This window comes from Streptomyces sp. NPDC048612 (assembly GCF_043199295.1).
In the GTDB taxonomy this organism is placed as follows: domain Bacteria; phylum Actinomycetota; class Actinomycetes; order Streptomycetales; family Streptomycetaceae; genus Streptomyces.
The window spans coordinates 70,190-86,103 of record NZ_JBICVV010000022.1 but is presented as its reverse complement, the minus strand read 5'-3'; the positions used below and the strand labels follow the sequence as shown (position 1 = coordinate 86,103).

18 protein-coding genes are annotated in these 15,914 nt (G+C 71.6%); 17 read left to right on the top strand and 1 reads right to left on the bottom strand.

What is annotated here, in order from left to right:
- Positions 1 to 463 precede the first annotated feature (463 nt).
- Positions 464 to 1,330 carry a methyltransferase domain-containing protein gene (locus tag ACGFN2_RS27935; protein ID WP_362604231.1) on the bottom strand — a complete coding sequence of 289 codons (867 nt, stop codon included), beginning with the start codon at positions 1,328 to 1,330 and terminating at the stop codon, positions 464 to 466.
- A gap of 524 nt (positions 1,331 to 1,854) precedes the next feature.
- On the opposite strand from ACGFN2_RS27935, the gene ACGFN2_RS27930 reads away from it, so the two are divergent.
- The 17 genes from ACGFN2_RS27930 (at position 1,855) to ACGFN2_RS27850 (ending at position 15,743) form a co-directional block, all read left to right on the top strand.
- A complete protein-coding gene (locus ACGFN2_RS27930; protein ID WP_362604230.1) occupies positions 1,855 to 2,445 on the top strand; it encodes a hypothetical protein in 591 nt (196 codons plus the stop codon).
- A 156-nt stretch (positions 2,446 to 2,601) separates the two neighbouring features.
- Positions 2,602 to 3,042, top strand: coding sequence for a 30S ribosomal protein S16 (gene rpsP / locus ACGFN2_RS27925; protein WP_362604228.1), 441 nt, complete (start codon positions 2,602 to 2,604; stop codon positions 3,040 to 3,042).
- 2 nt (positions 3,043 to 3,044) lie between these two features.
- Entirely contained in the window at positions 3,045 to 3,284 is a 240-nt protein-coding gene (locus ACGFN2_RS27920) for an RNA-binding protein (protein ID WP_003980229.1), read from the top strand.
- Between the two features lie 169 nt (positions 3,285 to 3,453).
- Positions 3,454 to 3,999 (top strand): ribosome maturation factor RimM, encoded by a 546-nt coding sequence (rimM, locus tag ACGFN2_RS27915; protein ID WP_393365183.1) that lies wholly within the window; start codon positions 3,454 to 3,456, stop codon positions 3,997 to 3,999.
- Positions 3,999 to 4,808 carry a tRNA (guanosine(37)-N1)-methyltransferase TrmD gene (gene trmD, locus ACGFN2_RS27910; protein WP_362604224.1) on the top strand — a complete coding sequence of 270 codons (810 nt, stop codon included), beginning with the start codon at positions 3,999 to 4,001 and terminating at the stop codon, positions 4,806 to 4,808. Before rimM ends, trmD begins: the two co-directional genes overlap by 1 nt.
- 132 nt (positions 4,809 to 4,940) lie before the next feature.
- Positions 4,941 to 5,288 carry a 50S ribosomal protein L19 gene (gene rplS, locus ACGFN2_RS27905; protein WP_362604222.1) on the top strand — a complete coding sequence of 116 codons (348 nt, stop codon included), beginning with the start codon at positions 4,941 to 4,943 and terminating at the stop codon, positions 5,286 to 5,288.
- Positions 5,289 to 5,384: 96 nt separating this feature from the next.
- Complete coding sequence (gene lepB, locus ACGFN2_RS27900; protein ID WP_362604220.1) at positions 5,385 to 6,152, top strand: signal peptidase I; 768 nt, start codon at positions 5,385 to 5,387, stop codon at positions 6,150 to 6,152.
- A complete protein-coding gene (lepB, locus tag ACGFN2_RS27895; RefSeq protein WP_393365180.1) occupies positions 6,145 to 7,305 on the top strand; it encodes a signal peptidase I in 1,161 nt (386 codons plus the stop codon). Before lepB (ACGFN2_RS27900) ends, lepB (ACGFN2_RS27895) begins: the two co-directional genes overlap by 8 nt.
- Complete coding sequence (lepB, locus tag ACGFN2_RS27890; RefSeq protein ID WP_393365235.1) at positions 7,247 to 8,218, top strand: signal peptidase I; 972 nt, start codon at positions 7,247 to 7,249, stop codon at positions 8,216 to 8,218. Before lepB (ACGFN2_RS27895) ends, lepB (ACGFN2_RS27890) begins: the two co-directional genes overlap by 59 nt.
- Before the next feature lie 54 nt (positions 8,219 to 8,272).
- Positions 8,273 to 9,001 carry a signal peptidase I gene (gene lepB, locus ACGFN2_RS27885; RefSeq protein ID WP_393365178.1) on the top strand — a complete coding sequence of 243 codons (729 nt, stop codon included), beginning with the start codon at positions 8,273 to 8,275 and terminating at the stop codon, positions 8,999 to 9,001.
- A 28-nt stretch (positions 9,002 to 9,029) separates the two neighbouring features.
- Entirely contained in the window at positions 9,030 to 9,647 is a 618-nt protein-coding gene (locus ACGFN2_RS27880; protein WP_393365176.1) for an NUDIX hydrolase, read from the top strand.
- Between the two features lie 37 nt (positions 9,648 to 9,684).
- On the top strand, positions 9,685 to 9,993 hold the full coding sequence (locus tag ACGFN2_RS27875) for a DUF2469 domain-containing protein (RefSeq protein WP_003980220.1): 309 nt from the start codon (positions 9,685 to 9,687) through the stop codon (positions 9,991 to 9,993).
- A 548-nt stretch (positions 9,994 to 10,541) separates the two neighbouring features.
- A complete protein-coding gene (locus tag ACGFN2_RS27870) occupies positions 10,542 to 10,916 on the top strand; it encodes a YraN family protein (protein WP_393365174.1) in 375 nt (124 codons plus the stop codon).
- Entirely contained in the window at positions 10,916 to 12,574 is a 1,659-nt protein-coding gene (locus ACGFN2_RS27865; protein WP_393365172.1) for a YifB family Mg chelatase-like AAA ATPase, read from the top strand. Before ACGFN2_RS27870 ends, ACGFN2_RS27865 begins: the two co-directional genes overlap by 1 nt.
- Before the next feature lies 1 nt (position 12,575).
- A complete protein-coding gene (dprA, locus tag ACGFN2_RS27860) occupies positions 12,576 to 13,886 on the top strand; it encodes a DNA-processing protein DprA (RefSeq protein ID WP_393365170.1) in 1,311 nt (436 codons plus the stop codon).
- 353 nt (positions 13,887 to 14,239) lie between these two features.
- A complete protein-coding gene (gene whiG / locus ACGFN2_RS27855) occupies positions 14,240 to 15,076 on the top strand; it encodes an RNA polymerase sigma factor WhiG (RefSeq protein ID WP_362604207.1) in 837 nt (278 codons plus the stop codon).
- A gap of 127 nt (positions 15,077 to 15,203) precedes the next feature.
- Positions 15,204 to 15,743, top strand: a complete 540-nt coding sequence (locus ACGFN2_RS27850) for a TetR/AcrR family transcriptional regulator (RefSeq protein ID WP_262038307.1) — start codon at positions 15,204 to 15,206, stop codon at positions 15,741 to 15,743.
- Positions 15,744 to 15,914: the final 171 nt, after the last annotated feature.

The window sequence follows — 15,914 nt, the reverse complement described above, 5'->3', positions numbered from 1 at the left end:
GCTTCGCGAGCCCCCGGCCCCATGGTGGGCCGGGGGCTCGCGCGGTTACTTCGTCGGTTACTTGGCGCGGTTACTTCGTTGGTTACTTCGTGCGGCTGCTTCGCGCGGTTACGGGGTTGGGGCGGGCCGCGGACCGGGCGTCTGCGCTCGCACGGCGTCGGGCTCTTGCCGAAACCGAGCCTCTACACCCGCCCACCCCCCGAAGGGGGGTGGGCGGCGGGGAAAAAACAGGACCGCCGCGCCGCGAGCGCCTCCGGCCACCGGACACCGCCGAACGCCCGGCCGCTTTCCCGGGCTTGCCGCCCTTCCCGGGTCCGGTCCCCGGCCGCCTTCCCGGGCTTCCTGCCCGGCCGACGTCCGCCCACGCCCTCCGGGGCAACGCCGCCCCCGCCCCCGCCCTCCGGGCCTGCCGCCGGCCCGGCGCCGCTCCCGTCTCCCGAGCGCGCCGCTCGCCCCGCTCCCGCTACCTCGTCCGCGCGATCAGATAGCGGAACACATTCGGCATCCACACCGTCCCGTCCGCCCGCTGATACGGATGCAGCGCCTCCGCGAGTTCCTTCTCCACCTGCCGCTGCTCGGCCACCGCCAGCGCCGCGTCGAACAGCCCGGTCGACAACAGCCCCCGCACCGCGCTCGCCGCATCCGCGTACCCGAACGGGCAGGCCACCCGCCCCGAACCGTCCGGCCGCAGCCCGGCCCGGTCCGCCAGGTCCTCCAGATCGTCCCGCCCGCTGGGCCGCCACCCGCCGGAGCCGACGGCGTACTCGCCCCCGGGGTCGGCCAGCCGCTCGGCCACCCGCAGCACCCCGGCCGTGGCACACCGCTCCACCGGGCCCCAGCCGCCCAGCACCACGGCGCTGCCCCGCTCGGCCAGCCCGGCCGCCGCCGTGAGCGACGCCGTCAGCCCCTCGATCGTGCTCACACAGCCCACCGGGTGGAACGCCGTGACCACATTGAACGCGGCGTCCCCGGGCGCCGCGGCCTCCAGACCGCCGCTCACCACCCGGGTCTGCTCCGGCATGCCGTCCGGCGTGAGCCGCTCACGCGCCAGCTCCAGCCGGGACTCGTCCGCATCCACCCCGCTGACCTGCGCGCCCCGCGCCGCCGCGAGCAGCAGCGCCAGCCCGGACCCACAGCCGAGCCCCAGCAGTCGGGTGCCGGAACCGATCCCCAGACGGTCGTACGCGGCCTCGTACAGCGGCACCAGCATCCGCTCCTGGATCTCGGCCCAGTCGCGGGTGCGCGCCCGCGACCCGGCCGGAGCGGGCGGGTCGTCGCAGCGCGTGAATCCGGAGTGCGGCAACTGGTGCCGCACGAGCGTCGGTGACATCGATAGCGCCCCTATTCGCCGAGAACCCGAAGCTGTTCCGTACCGATCGCCCCCGTGTTCGCGCGTTGTGCGCCCCCGCAATCCAGACAACTGCGCATTCATCCAGGCGTCCAGGGGGTGCGCCGGGGTTGTCTCCCGCGCGCCCCCGTGTGCGCCGGGCCCGCTCCCTGGAGCGCCGTTCCAGCGTGCCCCGGCCGACGGCGTTCCGCCACGGCAGCGCCCGCCGTCCGGGAGGTCCGGCCGCTCCCGTCCGCAGGGCCTACGGTGGGGTTCGAGCCGGTGCGGCGGGGCACGGACCCACCCCGTACCATCGCCGCGATGATCGTTGCCCCGGCATACGACCGGCTACGCCATGCGGCGTACGCGGGGATACGTACCGGCTTGCGGGCCGCTGGGCGCCTTCTGCGCAGATCTGCGCACCCCGCCCTCGGCACGACTCATGACCGGAAACTGACTGGTACGTGCAAATTATTTGGGATGCCCCGGAATCGGAACACTCGGCGACCCCGGCTCGTTGTCACGACGTGAGCACGACACCGCCTGTCCTCGCCGCCGAGCTGGCACTCGCCTGGGCCGATATTCAACGGCACCACCCCGAGCTACCGGATCTGGCCGCGCCCGAGTCCCTGATCGGAGAGTCCTCGTCCGCCTGTGGCGCGGAGCTCTCCTTCGAACGGCTGCTCCATGAGGCTGTCCATGGCATCGCCGCCGCCCGCGGCGTCCGCGACACCTCCCGCGCAGGCCGCTACCACAACCGCCGATTCCTGGCGATCGCCGAGGAGTTGGGCCTGGACCATCTCGACGAGCCGCACCCCAGCAGCGGCTTCTCCCTGGTCACGCTCAACCCCGAGGCCAGGAGGCGCTACCGCTCCACCATCGAGCGCCTCACCAGAGCACTCAAGGCGCACACCGCCGCCACCGCCACCGACACCACCCGCAGCTTCCGGGGCCCGGCCGCCCGGCACGGCTCCTCCGGAGGCGGTGTCCGCGTCAAGGCCGTGTGCGACTGCGGGCGCAATGTCCGCGTGGTGCCGTCCGTGCTCGCCCAGGCGCCGATCGTCTGCGGCGGCTGCGGAAAGCCCTTCCGGATTCCTGAGGTGGCCGCGGTCGGCTGACCCGAGGGCATGTGGCACAATGGCTAGCTGTACTCGACAGTCGCATAGGACCCCTCTCTCCTCCGGCTGACGCGTCCATCGGGCACCCCGAGTACCGCAACCCCACGTGGCATCCCGTTGTGCCCCACCACGTCAAGACCAGGAGACACCACTCCCGTGGCAGTCAAGATCAAGCTGAAGCGTCTGGGCAAGATCCGTTCGCCTCACTACCGCATCGTCATCGCCGACTCCCGTACCCGCCGTGACGGCCGGGCCATCGAGGAGATCGGTCTGTACCACCCGGTGCAGAACCCCTCGCGCATCGAGGTCGACTCCGAGCGTGTCCAGTACTGGCTGGGTGTCGGCGCGCAGCCGACCGAGCCCGTCATGGCCATCCTCAAGGTCACCGGCGACTGGCAGAAGTTCAAGGGCCTGCCCGCCCCGGCGCCGATGAAGGTCGCCGAGCCGAAGGCCGACAAGCGTGCCCTCTTCGAGGCCGCCGCCAAGGCTTCCGGCGACGAGCCCAAGGGTGAGGCCATCACCCAGAAGGCGAAGAAGGCTGACAAGAAGGCGGACGAGGCTGCGGCCGAGTCCACCTCTGAGTCGACCGAGGCCTGAGCATGCTCGAGGAAGCCCTCGAGCACCTCGTCAAGGGCATCGTCGACAACCCCGACGACGTGCAGGTTGCCTCGCGCACCCTGCGCCGTGGGCGCGTTCTCGAGGTCCGGGTTCACCCCGACGACCTCGGCAAGGTGATCGGCCGTAACGGCCGGACCGCCCGCGCCCTGCGGACCGTCGTGGGCGCCATCGGCGGCCGTGGCATCCGCGTCGATCTCGTCGACGTGGACCAGGTCCGCTGACAAGTTGAACACCGGCTCGGGCCGGGGAGGGCTCTCGGGCCGTCCCCGGCCTGAGTTCGTTGAGGGCCGCGGATTCCTCCTCGTCACCCTCGTCTGAGAAACCACGACGGCCCACGGCCCCCTCCGCGAGAGCGGCGGCGGGCCGGCCGCGACAACGGGAGAGAACAGCGTGCAGTTGGTAGTGGCGCGGATCGGCCGCGCCCACGGCATCAAGGGCGAGGTCACGGTAGAGGTACGCACCGACGAGCCCGAACTGCGGCTCGGCCCGGGCGCCGTCCTCGCCACCGAACCGTCCTCCGTCGGACCGCTGACCATCGCGACCGGCCGGGTGCACAGCGGCCGGCTGCTGCTGCGTTTCGAGGGCGTCGCGGACCGCACGGCCGCCGAGGCGCTGCGCAACACCCTGCTGATCGCGGAAGTCGACCCCGAGGAGGTCCCCGAGGACCCCGAGGAGTTCTACGACCACCAGCTGATCGATCTCGATGTCGTCACCCGCGACGGCACCGTCGTCGGCCGGATCTCCGAGGTCTCCCACCTGCCCTACCAGGACCTGTTGATCGTCCGTCGGCCCGACGACAGCGAGGTCATGATCCCGTTCGTCTCCGAGATCGTCCCGGAGATCGACCTCGAGGAGCAGCGCGCGGTCATCGACCCGCCGCCCGGCCTCCTCGACGACAGCCAGGCCGAGATCGCCAGCAGCCGCGAGGACAGCTGATGCGGCTCGATGTCGTCACGATCTTCCCCGAGTACCTCGAGCCGCTGAACGTCTCCCTGGTCGGCAAGGCCCGCGCCCGCGGACAGCTCGATGTGCGCATCCACGACCTGCGCGAATGGGCCCACGACAAGCACAACACCGTCGACGACACCCCCTACGGCGGCGGGCCCGGCATGGTCATGAAGCCCGACCCATGGGGCGAGGCGCTCGACGAGATCCTCGCGTCCGGTGACGGGGAGCCGGTGATCGTTGTCCCGACGCCCAGCGGTGCCCCCTTCACCCAGCAGCTCGCCGTCGAACTCTCCGCCAAGCCCTGGCTGGTGTTCACCCCGGCCCGCTACGAGGGCATCGACCGCCGCGTCATCGAGGAGTACGGCGACCGCGTCGACGTCCGCGAGGTCTCCATCGGCGACTACGTCCTGGCCGGCGGCGAGGCCCCGGTGCTGGTCATGGTCGAGGCGGTGGCCCGGCTGCTGCCCGGTGTCCTCGGCAACGCCGCCTCCCACCAGGACGACTCGTTCGCCCCCGGCGCGATGGCCGACCTCCTGGAAGGCCCCGTCTACACCAAGCCTCCCGAGTGGCGCGGCCGCGGCATCCCCGAGGTCCTGCTCAGCGGCCACCACGGCAAGATCGCCCGCTGGCGCCGGGACCAGGCCTTCCGCCGCACCGACCGCAACCGCCCCGATCTGATCGAGCGCGCCGACCCCGCCGCGTTCGACAAACACGACCGCGCGATACTCGACGCCCTGGGCTGGTCGGAGGGTGACGACGGCCGATTTGGGCGGACGCGTGAGGCCGTGGAAGAATAGGCCGCTGCTGTGTGCGTCCGGCGCGCGCCCCTGCCACAGGGGGAACGACGCCCGCCCGATGGAACGGCATCCGAAACATCTCTCCGACATTCCGTTGATGACCTGTGGCATCAACGAAGAAAGCAGTAGGTCATGCACCTTCTCGACTCCGTCGACGCCGCGTCGAAGCGCGACGACATCCCGGCCTTCCGCCCGGGTGACACCGTCAACGTCCACGTCCGCGTCATCGAGGGCAACCGCTCCCGTGTGCAGCAGTTCAAGGGCGTTGTCATCCGCCGTCAGGGCGCCGGCGTGCGCGAGACCTTCACGGTCCGCAAGGTCAGCTTCTCCGTCGGCGTCGAGCGCACCTTCCCGGTGCACACCCCGATCGTTGAGAAGATCGAGGTCGTGACCCGCGGTGACGTCCGTCGCGCCAAGCTGTACTTCCTCCGTGAGCTCCGCGGCAAGGCCGCGAAGATCAAGGAGAAGCGCGACAACTGAGCCGGGCCGCCCCGGAGCACGATTTTTTGCGCCGGGGCAACGCAAACCGACGCTCACGTACGGCGTCCGGATCTGGCCGGATAGGCTCAGGGCCCGATGGACACCGACGCACAGCTCACGGAGCGCGACCCCTCTCCCACCCCCGACCAGGGGCCGGAGCAGGGGTCGCGCTCCGCGCGTTTCCGCACCCGTGCAGTGGCTGTTCTGCGCCACCGGCCGGTCACCCTGCTCGCGCTCTGCCTGACCTTTGTGCTGCTGCTGAGCACGTTCGTCGCACAGCCCTTTCTGATCCCCAGCTCCTCCATGGAGAACACCCTGCGGATCGGGGACCGGGTGCTGGTCAACAAGCTGGCGTACCGTTTCGGCAGCGAGCCGGCGCGGGGCGATGTGGTGGTGTTCGACGGCACCGGCTCCTTCGTTCACAGGGAACAGGGGGAGAATCCCGTCACGGGACTGCTGCGCGGCGCCGGCGCGGCGCTGGGACTGGCGCGGCCCGACGAGACCGACTACGTCAAGCGCGTGATCGGCACCGGCGGTGACCGTGTGACCTGCTGCGACAAACGGGGGCGGATCAAGGTGAACGGTGAGCCCGTGAGCGAGACGTATCTCCACCCCGGGGACGTGCCGTCCTCGGTGGATTTCGACATCGTGGTGCCACAGGGCCGGCTGTGGGTCATGGGCGACCACCGCGCCAGATCCAGTGATTCCCGTGACCACCTCGGCCAGCCGGGCGGTGGCACCGTCCCGGTCGACAAGGTCATCGGCCGGGCGGACCTGATCAGCTGGCCGGTGAGCCGCTGGCGCACCTTCGACGCCCCGGGGTCCTTCGACCGGATACCCGCCGCGGCAGGCCGCCATGGGTAACCGCGGACGCCCCCGCCACGGGCGCCCGGTGAAGCATGGCCGGGCACGGGGCACCGACCGGCCGGAGCCGGGCGGCACGGAGACGTACGACACCGGCGCGTACGTCGACTCCGGTGCGTACGTCGGCTCCGGTGGGCGCGGCGACTCCGGTGCGCGCGGCGGCCCGCAGCCGACGGGCGGGCACGGGGGCCGGCGGTCCGGCCGTGTCGCCGCCGGGGGCCGTGCCGAGCGGCGACGCCAGGCGAAGCGCATCAAGCGCCGCAGACAGCGCTCCTACCTCAAGGAAATCCCGATCCTCGTCGGCGTGGCGCTGGCCATCGCCCTCGTTCTGAAGACCTTCCTGGTCCAGGCGTTCGTCATCCCGTCCGGCTCCATGGAGCAGACGATCAAGATCGGTGACCGGGTTCTGGTCGACAAGCTGACGCCGTGGTTCGGCTCCAAACCGGAGCGCGGCGACGTCGTCGTCTTCAAGGACCCCGGAGGCTGGCTCAAGGGCGAGCAGACCAAGCCGCCCTCCGACGGGGGCGCCTTCCAGCCGGTCAAGGACGCCATGACCTTCATCGGGCTGCTGCCGTCGGCCGACGAGCAGGACCTGATCAAGCGGGTCGTGGCGGTCGGCGGCGACACCGTCAAGTGCTGCGACAAGCAGGGCCGGGTCACCGTCAACGGCAAGCCGCTGACCGAACCGTATGTCCACCCGGGCAACCCGCCCTCCACGCTGAAGTTCTCGGTGGCCGTCCCCACCGGAAGGATCTTCGTGATGGGCGACCACCGCTCCGACTCCGCGGATTCGCGCTTCCACCTGGACGAGCCGTACCGTGGCACCGTCTCGGAGGGCAACGTCGTGGGCCGGGCCGTGGTGATCGCCTGGCCGTTCAGCCACTGGCGGCGCCTCGAGGAGCCGGACACCTTCACCACTGTGCGCGACGCGCCGGGCGCCAAGGCGTCCTCGGCAGGTGTGCCGCATAAGCTGTCATCCGAGAGTTTGTCCGTACTCCCGACCCCTGCGGAACTCCCGCTCGTTATGGGAGTGGTGGGCCTGCACCGGTTGACGGGCGGGCGAGTGCGTGGAGTGAGGAGCAGATGTGGGGGACTTGGCGGTCGGCGCGCGGTCCGGAACCGAAGAGCCCGAAGAGCCGGCAGGGCGAGGTGAGACCGCGGGACCGGCGACGGGTTCCGTGTCTGCGTCACCAGCAGAGTCAGGGGCACAGGCGCAGCGTTCTGCCCCGGCCGGTGAATCCGGCGCGTCCGATACGTTCGACAGGTCGGCAGGCGAGGAGGTGAGCGGCGGCATGAAGAAGGCCAAGAAGCCGCGCGCCTTCTGGAAGGAGCTGCCGATCCTCATCGGCATCGCTCTGCTGCTGGCGCTGCTGATCAAGACGTTCCTGGTGCAGGCGTTCTCGATCCCGTCCGACTCGATGCAGGACACCCTGCAGCGCGGGGACCGGGTTCTGGTCGACAAGCTGACGCCGTGGTTCGGCTCCAAGCCGCAGCGCGGCGAGGTCGTGGTCTTCCACGACCCGGGCGGCTGGCTGAACGAGACGCCGACCCCCGAGCCCAACCCCGTCCAGAAGGTCCTCAGCTTCATCGGGCTGATGCCGTCGGCGGAGGAGAAGGACCTGATCAAGCGGGTCATCGCGGTCGGCGGCGACACCGTCGAGTGCCACGGCACCGGCCCGGTGAAGGTCAACGGCAAGGCCCTCAAGGAAGACTCGTACATCTTCCCCGGCGTCACCCCCTGCGGTGACCGCGCGTTCGGCCCGATCCACGTCCCCAAGGGCCGGATCTGGGTCATGGGCGACCACCGCGACGACTCCCTCGACTCCCGCTACCACCAGAACCTCCCGGGCAACGGCACGGTCTCGGAAGAAGAGGTCGTCGGCCGGGCGTTCACCATCGCCTGGCCGATCAACCGCTGGTCGACCCTGCCGGTACCGGACACCTTCGACCAGCCCGGGCTCAACAAGGCAATCGGTGCGGCTCCGGCCGCTCTGGGCCTGGCCGGTGCGGTGCCGATCGTGATGTGGCGTCGCCGGAGGCTGACCGGAGAGCGTAACCCCAGGTAAGGTGCCGTCCCGGATCTTCGACGCGGGCCGGGTCCGCGGGGTGGGAGCGCTGGGATGAGCAGCAGTACCGAACTCAGGACCGACGGCCGCGGGCGGACGACGGGCAGCGTGCTGTCCGGTCTGGCCGTGGCCGTCGGCTGTGTGCTGTTCCTGGGCGGCTTCGTGTGGGGGGCGGTGCTCTACCGCCCCTATACGGTGCCGACCGATTCGATGTCGCCGACGATCGCGCCCGGTGCCCGGGTGCTCGCCGAGCGGGTGGACGGCTCCGAGATACGCCGCGGCGACATCGTCGTCTTCAAGGACGACGTCTGGGGAGACCTTCCGATGGTCAAGCGCGTCGTCGGTGTCGGCGGCGACAAGGTCTCCTGCTGCACCAAGCAGGGCCGGCTGACCGTCAACGGCACCCCCGTCGAGGAACCGTATCTGCAGGGCAACGGGCCCGCCTCCCCTGTCGGATTCAAGGCCAAGGTCCCCGCCGGCCAGCTCTTCCTGCTCGGCGACCACCGCAACGACTCCCTGGATTCCCGCGTCCACCTCACCGACAGCGACCACGGCTCGGTGCCGCGCAGCGCCGTCAACGCCCGGGTCGACGCGCGCGCCTGGCCGCTCGGCAGCGTCGGGGTGACGCAGCGTCCGGCCGCCTTCGCCGCCCTGCCCGGCGGTGTCTCGCAGCCCGGCCCGGTGCAGCCCATCGCCCTCGCGGTGGTCGCCGGCGCGGTCCTCATCCTCGGTGGGGCGGCCTACGGGCCCCTCGCCCGGCGTGCGGCGCGCAAGCGTGGCTGACGAGCGGGGGAGGGGCGCCGAGGAGCCCATGGGGCGCGGGACGGCGAACGATGCCGGGGCCGGCGAGGGCCACACGGTCGCCGAAGAGACCAACGGGCGCAGGGCCGCGGTCGACGAGCAGCGGGCCGGGGGCTGGGAGCCGGCTGCCGAGGCACCGGAGGCGCCCCTGGTACGCCAGGTCTCCCGCATCGTGCTGCTCGACCCCGACGACCGCATCCTCTTGCTCCACGGCTTCGAGCCGGACCGCCCCGCCGACACCTGGTGGTTCACCCCGGGCGGCGGCCTCGAAGGCACGGAGAGCCACGAGGCGGCGGCCCGCCGTGAACTCGCCGAGGAGACCGGAATCACCGATGCCGTCCTCGGGCCCGTGCTGTGGAAGCGCCGCTGCGCCTTCCCCTTCGACGGGCGGCGCTGGGAGCAGGACGAGTGGTACTACCTGGGGAGAACGGAACGGACTGCCACGCACATGGGCGGGCAGACGGACCTGGAACGACGCAGTGTCTCGGGACTGAGGTGGTGGACTTCGGAGGAACTGTCCGCCTCCCATGAGACGGTGTACCCGACCAGACTCGCCGAGCTGCTGCGCACACTGCTCGACGATGGGCCCCCCGATGCGCCGGTGCTCCTGGAGACCGAGCAGGCCTGACGCACAATGGGGGGACGCACGGCTGAAGGGGACTGCCATGAGCGCCGAGGACCTCGAGAAGTACGAGACCGAGATGGAGCTGAAGCTCTACCGGGAGTACCGCGACGTCGTCGGGCTGTTCAAATACGTGATCGAGACCGAGCGTCGCTTCTACCTCACCAACGATTACGAGATGCAGGTGCACTCGGTCCAGGGCGAGGTCTTTTTCGAGGTGTCGATGGCTGACGCCTGGGTCTGGGACATGTACCGCCCGGCCCGCTTCGTCAAGCAGGTGAGGGTACTCACGTTCAAGGACGTGAATATCGAGGAGCTCAACAAGAGCGATCTGGATCTTCCCGGGAGCTGAGGCGGCCGGGACCGAGGCGGCCGGGAGCTGCGGAGCGGCCTGGCCCTGCGGCCCGCCGTGCCCCGTGTGGGTGAGCGAGTTATCCACAACCGGGGCGTTGTCCACCAAGATCCAAAAGATCGGTTCGGGGGCGTCACAGTCGGTGCCGGAGGTGGTACCGCATGAACGCCATGCAGGCCGGCCCGCGGGCCGGAAAGAACGCACCGAGCACGGAGACGCCGCAGAGGACGCGCTCCGCGAGGGACCGGAACGCGGCGCGGGGAGCGAGCGCGGCGAGCAGGGCGAGCGGGCGGGACGTGACGCGTGGAGCGCGCTCGGCGGATGGTCCGGACGAGGTCCGCATCGGCCCGGGGCCCGGCTCTGGGCCGGTCGGCGCAGGGGCGCGCGATACGGGGGTGGGGCAGGCCGCGCGGACCGCGCCTGCCGACTGCGGCAAGGGCGGAGCGCCGCCTCCGGGAACCCCGGCACCTCCGGGACGTAAGCCCCCTGCGGCGGCGAGGGCTGCCGCCGGGCCACCGGGCGGCGACCCGAGCGGCGCCGGCCCGGCAGTGCCCGAACCGGCCGACAACCGGCGGCGCGCCCTCGGCCGCTATGGCGAAGACCTGGCCGCCCGGCGCCTCATCGAGGCCGGGATGCGCATCCTGGACCGGAACTGGCGCTGCCGCGACGGAGAGATCGACATCGTCGCGGCCGACGGAGACGCCCTGGTGGTCTGCGAGGTCAAGACCCGTCGCGCCGGCTGGTACGAGCACCCCATGGCTGCCGTACGCCCCGAGAAGACCGCCCGGCTGCGGCTGCTGGCGGAACGCTGGCTGGAGCGACATGGCGGCCCGCCGCCCGGCGGCGTACGGATCGATGTCATCGGCGTCCTACTACCGGCCCGCGGCGCCCCCGTCGTCCAGCACGCACGAGGGGTGGCCTGATGGGATTCGCCCGCACCTGCTCCGTCGCCCTGGTGGGCGTCGAAGGAGTCGTCGTCGAGGTCCAGGCCGACCTGGAACCAGGCGTCGCCGCCTTCACCCTGGTCGGACTCCCCGACAAGAGCCTCATCGAATCCAGAGAACGCGTACGTGCCGCCGTGGTGAATTCCGGCGCCGAGTGGCCACAGAAGAAGCTCACCGTCGGCCTCAGCCCGGCCTCCGTCCCCAAAGGGGGCAGCGGCTTCGACCTGGCCGTCGCCTGCGCCGTGCTCAGTGCCGCCGAGCGCCTGGACCCCCGCGAACTCACCGACCTGATGATGATCGGCGAACTGGGCCTCGACGGCCGCGTCCGCCCCGTACGCGGAGTGCTGCCCGCCGTACTCGCCGCAGCCGATGCCGGATACCGCCAGGTCGTCGTCCCGGAACAGACCGTTCCCGAGGCCTCGCTCGTCCCGGGTGTCTCCGTCCTCGGGGTACGCAGCCTGCGCCAGCTCATCGCCGTCCTGGCCGACGAACCGGTGCCCGAGGAGGAAGACCCCCGGGAGGAAGGGCGCCCCGACGCCTCGCTCGCCGGGCTGATCGTCCCCGGAACCGGCGCAGGCGCGGGCCTGCCGCCCGGGGACCACACCCCTGATCTCGCGGACGTCGCCGGCCAGCACGGCGCCCGACGCGCCCTGGAAGTGGCCGCCGCCGGCCGCCACCACATCTTCTTCAAAGGCCCACCCGGCGCCGGAAAAACCATGCTCGCCGAACGCCTCCCCGGGCTGCTGCCACCCCTGTCGCCCAAGGAATCCCTGGAGGTCACCGCCGTCCACTCGGTAGCCGGTACCCTCCCGCCGGGCCAGCCGCTCGTCCACCGGCCGCCCTACTGCGCCCCGCACCACTCCGCGACGATGGCGTCCCTCGTCGGCGGCGGCACCGGACTGCCCCGCCCCGGCGCCGTGTCCCTCGCCCATCACGGCGTGCTGTTCGTGGACGAGGCCGCGGAGTGCAGCCCACGTGTCCTGGACGCACTGCGCCAGCCACTGGAGTCCGGTCATGTCGTCGTCGCCCGCGTCGCGGGCATGATGCGTATGCCCGCCCGTATCCTCCTCGCCCTCGCCGCCAACCCCTGCCCCTGCGGACGGCACGGCACCACGGGCGGTGGCTGCGAATGCCGCCCGTCGTCCGTCCGCCGCTACCGGGCCCGGCTCTCCGGCCCCCTCATGGACCGGGTCGACCTGCGGATCGTCGTGGAACCGGTCGCCCGCGCCGAGCTGATCGCACTCGGCCGTGGCGCGGAAACCACCGCGGCCGTGGCCGAACGCGTACAGGCCGCCCGTGAACGCGCCGTGGCCCGCTTCGCCGGCACCCCCTGGCACACCAACAGCGAGGTACCCGGGCACGAGCTGCGCACCCGCTGGCAGGTCCACCCCGGTGCACTGGCCCAAGCGGAACGCGACCTCGAATGCGGCCTCCTCACCGCCCGCGGCCTCGACCGTGTGCTCCGCGTCGCCTGGACCGCCGCCGACCTGGCCGGCCGCGACCGCCCTACCAAGGAGGACGTCAACTGGGCGCTGGAACTCCGCACCGGCGTACGCCGCGGCGCCCTCAAGGCGGCCACCGGCGGCGACAAGATCTCCGAGACCGCGACCGCAGGTGCGTCGCGCGAGCGGAGGTGACATGAACGGGATCGACGCCTGGGGCTTCGCCACCGAGGGGCCGGAGCCGGCCGGGCAGCACCGGGACCGCGCCCCCGACCCGACGGCCGGACCAGGCCCTGCCCCGCCCAGGGAGACCGGTACCAGCCCCGCGACCGCCGGCCCACGGCCCGCAGTGGGCGAGGCCCCCGAACCCCAGCGCACCGCCCGCGCGGCCCTCACCCGCATCCTCGAACCAGGCGACGAAACCGCCGGCCGCTGGCTGCGCGAGATGGGCCCGGAAGCCCTCTGGCACACCCTGTCCCACGAGGATGCGACCCCGCCCGCAGGCGCGAAGCCCACCAAGATTGCCGGCCTGCGGCTCCGCGCCGCCCGTGCACGCCCCACCGCCGACCTCGATGCCGTCGCTGCGCTCGGCGGCAGGTTCCTCTGCCCCGGGGACCAGGAATGGCCCGGCCAGCTCGACGACCTCGGCGACGCCCGCCCCATCGGCCTGTGGGTGCGCGGGACGGCCAACCTCAGACTCTGGGCGCTGCGCTCGGTCGCCGTCGTCGGCGCCCGCGCCTGCACCGAATACGGCGCCCACCTCGCCACCACCCTCGGCTCCGGACTCGCCGACCGCGGCTGGACCGTCGTCTCCGGAGCGGCCTACGGCGTCGACGGCGCGGCCCACCGCGGCGCGCTCGCCGGGGACGGTGCGACCGTCGCCGTCATGGCCTCCGGAGTCGACCACCCCTACCCGCGTGGCCACACCGAGCTGATCGGCCGGATCGCCGAACAAGGCCTGGTGGTAGCGGAGTTACCTCCCGGCGACCACCCCACCCGCAGCCGCTTCATCCAGCGCAACCGAGTGATCGCCGCACTCACCAGAGGCACCGTCGTCGTGGAGGCCGAGCTCCGCAGCGGCTCACTCGTCACCGCCCGGCGCGCACAGGCCCTCGGACGCTTCACGATGGGCATGCCGGGCCCGGTCACCAGCGCCCTGTCCGCCGGTGTGCACCAACTCCTGCGCGGTGAAGCCGTGGTGGTCACCGACGCCGACGAGGTCATCGAACTCGTCGGCAGCATCGGCGAACTCGCCCCCGAAAGGCAAGGACAGTCCCGTATCCGCGACCTTCTCGACCCCGTCGCGACCCTCGTACTGGAGGCGCTGCCCGCGCGCGGCAGCGCGGACACCGGCCGTCTGGCCCAGGAAGCCGGCACGCCCGGCGATGTCACCCGCGCCAAACTCTTCGAGCTGCTGTCCCTCGGATTCGTGCAAAGGTGCGGTGATCGCTGGGAGTTGGCGCGACGCGCCGAGAGGACCGGAGGTTCCCGGCGAGGCGGTACTTGACCTGGGGCGAACGGGTGAAAGGGTGAGGGGAATGACCGCAGAATCCAGGTTTGCTGTGCTTCGCGGCGCGGGCCCGACTCGTAGGGAGGCGGCAATGAGGCGCAGGGGACACACGAAGCCTCGCCCGTCATGTCGCCGTGTCCGCCCGCACGGCCCTCCCGTCCGCGCCCGCCACCACGTCCGGATGTCGCCACGGCGTACGAGGTAACCCTGGGGTGCGGGCAGCGGAACGTATCTGCGCACCGCCGAACCTGCCATCCTCGCGCACTGCGACCCTGTGGTCACGCTACGCTCACAGGCACTTCAGCCTCATCCACCCACCCGCGTCTCGGCAGAACGGCTCAAGGCGACGAATGCCCCAGCACACCTCCGGGTCTGACCGTGCGGCTGTACCACCGGCCGCACGCGGCAGCGTGCGCCCCGCTCCGCCCACCTCGCTGGACGAGCTGTGGCGCGCCTACAAGGCGTCCGGCGACGGCCGGCTGCGGGAGCAGTTGATCCTGCACTACTCGCCGCTGGTCAAGTACGTCGCGGGCCGCGTCAGCGTCGGCCTGCCCCCCAACGTCGAACAGGCCGACTTCGTCTCCTCCGGGGTCTTCGGACTGATCGACGCCATCGAGAAGTTCGAGCCCGAACGCTCCATCAAGTTCGAGACGTACGCCATCACCCGTATCCGCGGCGCGATGATCGACGAGCTGCGCGCGCTCGACTGGATTCCGCGCTCCGTACGGCAGAAGGCCCGCGCCGTCGAACGCGCCTACGCCACCCTCGAAGCGCAACTGCGCCGTACCCCCTCCGAGGCGGAGGTCGCCGAGGAGATGGGCATCGCGCTGGAGGAACTCCACGGCGTTTTCAGCCAGCTGTCCCTGGCGAACGTTGTGGCGCTGGAGGACCTTCTGCACGTCGGCGGAGAGGGGGGCGAACGGCTGAGCCTCATGGACACCCTCGAGGACACGGCCGCCGAGAACCCCGTGGAGATCGCCGAGGACCGTGAGCTGCGGCGCCTGCTTGCGCGTGCCATCAACACCCTCCCCGAACGTGAGAAGACCGTGGTCACGCTCTACTACTACGAGGGCCTCACGCTCGCCGAGATCGGCAATGTCCTCGGCGTCACGGAAAGCCGGGTTAGCCAGATCCACACCAAATCCGTACTCCAGCTCAGGGCGAAACTCGCCGACGTCGGACGGTGAGTCACGGGCCTCGGGCGCGAGGTCTTCCCACGCCATCTCGCCGGGCGGAGTGCCACGGTGGGCGCGCCATCCGTAGAGTGGTGACGTGCCAAGGATTCGAGCGGCCTCCGTGGCCGAGCACCGGACGATGCAGCGCGGCGCCCTCCTGGACGCCGCCCGCACCCTGCTGTCCGAAGGCGGAACGGAAGCGCTGACCTTCCCCGCCCTCGCCGAGCGCACGGGCCTCGCGCGCTCCTCCGTCTATGAGTACTTCCGGTCGCGGGCCGCTGTCGTCGAAGAGTTGTGCGCCGTCGATTTCCCGGTCTGGGCCGCCGAGGTCGAAGCGGCGATGCAGCGTGTCGACACGCCCGAGGACAAGATCGAGGCGTATGTGCGCCGGCAACTCGCCCTGGTAGGCGACCGGCGCCACCGTGCCGTCGTGGCGATCTCGGCCGGCGAGCTGGACGCGGGGGCGCGCGAGAAGATCCGTGCGGCCCACGGCGGACTCATCGCCATGATCGTCGAGGCGCTCGCCGCCCTCGGCCACGAACAGCCCCGGCTCGCGGCCATGCTCCTCCAGGGAGTCGTCGATGCCGCGGTCCGCCGTATCGAACTGGGTGCCGCAGAGGACCCGGGCGAGATCACGGAGGCGGCGGTGGCGATGGCGCTGCGGGGGGTTCGCGGCTGACTGGGGGATTCTCCCTTCTTCCCCCCCCGGGCCCCCGGCCCACCCACCCACCTCCACCACCTCCACGCTCGTTGGCCCCGCAGCCCGCAGCCCGCAGCCCGCAGCCCGCAGCCCGCAGCCCGCAGCCCGCAGCCCGCAGCCCGCAGCCCGCAGCCCGCAGCCCGCAGCCCG